Genomic DNA, 3,988 nt, shown 5'->3' with positions numbered 1-3,988 from the left:
GGATGGGCCAGATCGTTGCGGGTCCGCTCCAGGCCATAGGCATAGGCCAGGAAGGTCTCCAGGTCCTCGGGCGGATAGAGATGGGCGAAGGTCTCGCTGAAGGTTCGCGCGCCGAGGCTGGAAACCGTATCGGCGTCGTCAGGGGTGGCGCGGCGGATCTCGAGGGTCATGTCCGCTTGATAGCCGTGCGACAGCGGTTTCGTCCAATCCCCCAAGTCGCATAGATTGGAGCTCCCGCCGTTCAGTCAGGTCGCGCCATGTCCGTCTCGCTGTTTACCCATGCCGCCATGCTGGATCACCGGCCCGGCGACGGCCATGCCGAGCGCCCCGAACGGCTGCAGGCCGTGATCGATGCCCTCGACGACGATGCCAACCTGTCGCTGGAGCGGTTTGACGCGCCCCTGATTGACACCGTGGATCTCGCGCGGATTCACCCCCAGGCCTTCCTTGACGCCGTCTTCGCCGCTGCGCCGCAGTCGGGTCGCGTGGCCCTGGATCCGGATACGGTCCTGTCGACCGGTAGTCTGGCGGCGGCTCGCCGGTCGGCCGGGGCCGCCGTCGCTGCGGTCCGGGCCGTTGCGGCAGGGCAGGGGACACGGGCCTTCTGTGCGGTGCGGCCGCCGGGGCACCATGCCGAGCCGGATACGGCGATGGGCTTTTGCGTGTTCTCGAACATGGCCGTCGCCGCCCGGGTTGCTCAGGCCGAGGGGCTGCAGCGGGTGGCGATCATCGATTTCGACGTCCACCACGGCAATGGCACCCAGGCCGCCTTCGAGCATGATCCGACGGTGTTCTTCGCCTCCATCCACCAGTCGCCGCTCTATCCCGGCACCGGCGATCCATCCGAGACGGGGCTGGGTAACATCGCCAATGCGACGGTCGCACCCAATGCGTCGGCCTCGCTCTGGCGGTCCCGCTTTGAGGGGTTGCTCGACAGGGTCGACGCCTTCTCGCCGGACCTGATCCTGGTCTCGGCCGGCTTCGATGCCCACGTTCGCGACCCGCTTTCGGCCCAGAACCTCGAGGAGGACGACTTTGCCTGGGCGACCCGGGCGATCGTCTCGGTGGCCAATCTTCGGGCGAAGGGCCGTATTGTTTCCTCGCTCGAGGGCGGGTACGACCTCCAGGCGCTGGGGCGGTCTGCCGCTGCGCATGTTCGCGCACTCCAGGAGGACTGAAGGACACGACCGGCGCGCTCCGCGCGATGCCATCGTGTTCTCCGCAACATGGCCGACGCAATGCCCGCCGACCACGATCTCCCCGCCGCTGCGCCGGCGAGTCCGGGTACCATCACCCTGGCCCGCCACGGCGAGCCGGCCCTGTCGCGCAAGGTCCGCCTCAACTGCCCGGCCTATGGCGAGTGGTGGGGCCGCTACGAGGCTGGCGGTATCAAGCCCGAGCAACTCCCGCCGGCGTCTCTCGTAGAGATCGGGCAGGGCGCGGACGTCGTTCTGGTGTCGACACGGCGTCGTGCGATCGAGTCCGCTCGCGCGATCTGCGACGGACGGACGTTTTCCGTCGATGACCTCTTCATCGAGGCCCCTCTGCCGCCACCGCCCTGGCCGGCCTGGGTCCGGATGAGCCCGAGCCATCTCGGCTTCTTCGCCCGGTTCTGGTGGTGGTTTTTCAACCACCATGCCGGTCAGGAGACTCGCGCCCAGGCCGAAGACCGGGCGGACCGGGCGGCCGATCTACTGATCGCGCGCTCCGCTTGCGGCCACGACGTGCTTCTGGTCGCCCACGGCTTCTTCAACTGGATGATCGCCCGGTCCCTTGAAAGGAAGGGGCTGCGCAAGGTTCTGGATGAGGGGCACGGCTACTGGAGTGTCAAACGTCTCTCCCGGACCTGATCCAGCATCATTTCGGCTTCCCCTGAAAGCGGTCAGCCTCTAGAGCCATGACCCATGAACGGAATCGTCGCCCTGGCCAAAAAGGCCGCATCTTCATGGGTTTAGAGCGCAACCTCCCGAAGTCGTTCCAGACTCTCCGGCTGATCGCACTCTACGCCGTTGCCCGCCTGTCGCTGCGCCACTAGGGTGCAGTGTTCTCCCCGGAGTTGAAATGACTGACGCCCCGAAAAGTCTGGACGCAGACCTCGCCGGTCTGAGCTTCGAGCAGGCCCTGGCCGAGCTCGAAACCATCGTTTCACGCCTGGAGTCGGGCCAGGCTCCTCTGGAGCAGTCCATCGACCTCTATGAGCGCGGCGCGATCCTGAAGGCGCACTGCGAGAAGAAGCTGGAAGCCGCCCGACTCAAGGTCGAGAAGATCGTTCTGGGTCAGGGTGGTGCCGTTTCGGCCGAGCCGGCGGACTTTGCCTGATGGCATCGGCGGCGATCACCTATGACGAATTCGCAAGGGTCGACATCCGCATAGGGACCGTCACCAAGGCCGAGCCGTTTCCGGAAGCGCGCAAGCCGGCCTACAAGCTGACCATTGATTTTGGTCCCTCCATCGGGATCAAGCGCTCGTCGGCCCAGGTCACCAAGCACTACACGACCGGGGAACTGGTCGGCCGCCAGGTGGCCGCCGTGGTCAATTTTCCGCCGCGCCAGATCGGGCCGGTGATGTCTGAAGTCTTGTGTCTGGGCTTTCCCGATGCGGAAGGCGGAGTGGTGCTGCTGGGCGTAGACCAGGCTGTGCCGGACGGGGGGAAGCTGTTTTGATCGACCTTGAACGTCGCATCGTCCAGGCCGCCGACATCGTCACCGTGGCGCTGGATGAACTGCTGCCGCGCGCAGAAGGGCCTGAGAGCCGTCTGACCGAGGCCATGCGCTATGCGGCCCTGGGGCCCGGCAAGCGGCTGCGGCCGTTCTTTGCCCTGGAAACCGGCAAGATGTTCGACCTGCCGGAGCGGCCGGTCCTGCGGGCGGCCTGCGCCCTGGAATGTATCCACGCCTACAGCCTCGTGCATGACGACCTGCCGGCCATGGACGATGACGATATGCGTCGCGGCCGCCCGACCGTCCATATCCAGTATGACGAGGCGACGGCGATCCTGGCAGGGGATGCCCTGCAGACCGCCGCGTTCGAGATCATGGCCCACCCCGACACCCATGATGACGGGCACGTGCGGTCCGAACTGGTCCGCAAGCTGGCGATCGCCTCGGGGGCTCGGGGCATGTGCGGCGGCCAGATGATCGACCTGCTGGGCGTGCGTGACGATCTCGGAGCCGTGGCCCGCATGCAGCGCCTGAAGACCGGCGCCCTGATCGCTTTCGCCTTCGAGATCCCGCTGATCATCGCCCGGGCCAAGGATTCCGAGCGCGCCGCCCTGATGGGGTTCGCCCAGGATCTGGGCCTGGCCTACCAGATCGTCGACGATATTCTGGATGCGGAAGGTGATGCCGAGGTGCTGGGCAAGGCGGCCGGCGGCAAGGATGCCGCCAAGGGCAAGGCCAACTATGTCACCCTTCTGGGGCTCGATGCCGCCAAGGAGCGCGTGACCCTGCTGGCCGCCCAGACCAAGTCGCATCTCGATATTTTTGGTGAACGGGCCGATCATCTGCGCCGCAGCGTTGATTTCGTGCTGGACCGCCGCAACTGACCGCGCTTTCTTCGGATATGACTAGCTTGACCCCTCTTCTCGACAAGATCGCTTCGCCTGCCGACACGCGGGCGCTTTCCGTGGCCGACCTCAAGCAATTGGCGGCGGAAGTGCGGGCGGAAACCATCGGTGCCGTATCGGTGACCGGCGGGCATCTCGGTGCCGGCCTGGGCGTGGTCGAGTTGACCGTGGCCCTGCACCATGTGTTCGAGACTCCGAAGGACATCCTGATCTGGGACGTCGGCCACCAGGCCTATCCGCACAAGATCCTCACGGGCCGACGCGACCGCATCAAGACCCTGCGCCAGGGCGGGGGCCTTTCAGGCTTCACCAAGCGGGCCGAGAGCGAATACGACCCGTTCGGAGCGGCCCATGCGGCTACCTCGATCTCGGCGGCGCTGGGCTTCTGCGCCGCGCGCGACGCCAAGGGTGACGATAATCGCG

Annotated in this window: 6 protein-coding genes and 1 pseudogene; 6 read left to right on the top strand and 1 reads right to left on the bottom strand. The window is 66.3% G+C overall.

Annotated features, from left to right (window positions below):
* Positions 1-170: pseudogene (locus DBR10_RS20275) on the bottom strand (GNAT family N-acetyltransferase); the annotation flags it as partial.
* An 87-nt stretch (positions 171-257) separates the two neighbouring features.
* Here DBR10_RS20275 and DBR10_RS16975 point away from each other — a divergent pair.
* From DBR10_RS16975 to DBR10_RS20270, 6 genes are all read left to right on the top strand, one after another.
* On the top strand, positions 258-1,178 hold the full coding sequence (locus tag DBR10_RS16975; RefSeq protein ID WP_108505140.1) for a histone deacetylase family protein: 921 nt from the start codon (positions 258-260) through the stop codon (positions 1,176-1,178).
* A 60-nt stretch (positions 1,179-1,238) separates the two neighbouring features.
* On the top strand, positions 1,239-1,850 hold the full coding sequence (locus DBR10_RS16970; protein WP_233243462.1) for a histidine phosphatase family protein: 612 nt from the start codon (positions 1,239-1,241) through the stop codon (positions 1,848-1,850).
* A gap of 211 nt (positions 1,851-2,061) precedes the next feature.
* Positions 2,062-2,319 (top strand): exodeoxyribonuclease VII small subunit, encoded by a 258-nt coding sequence (locus tag DBR10_RS16965; RefSeq protein WP_108490467.1) that lies wholly within the window; start codon positions 2,062-2,064, stop codon positions 2,317-2,319.
* Positions 2,319-2,663: a tRNA-binding protein gene (locus DBR10_RS16960; RefSeq protein ID WP_108490466.1), complete on the top strand. Its 345-nt coding sequence runs from the start codon at positions 2,319-2,321 to the stop codon at positions 2,661-2,663. Before DBR10_RS16965 ends, DBR10_RS16960 begins: the two co-directional genes overlap by 1 nt.
* The gene (locus DBR10_RS16955) at positions 2,660-3,544 is read left to right on the top strand and encodes a polyprenyl synthetase family protein (protein ID WP_108505138.1); all 885 of its coding nucleotides are present in this window, start codon (positions 2,660-2,662) and stop codon (positions 3,542-3,544) included. Before DBR10_RS16960 ends, DBR10_RS16955 begins: the two co-directional genes overlap by 4 nt.
* A gap of 17 nt (positions 3,545-3,561) precedes the next feature.
* The coding region (locus DBR10_RS20270) for a 1-deoxy-D-xylulose-5-phosphate synthase N-terminal domain-containing protein (RefSeq protein WP_272482612.1) at positions 3,562-3,988 on the top strand (427 nt) is incomplete at its 3' end.

Origin of the sequence: Caulobacter sp. HMWF025 (assembly GCF_003060965.1) — a bacterium.
Classification (GTDB): domain Bacteria; phylum Pseudomonadota; class Alphaproteobacteria; order Caulobacterales; family Caulobacteraceae; genus Caulobacter.
This window is presented reverse-complemented; position numbering and strand designations above follow the sequence as displayed.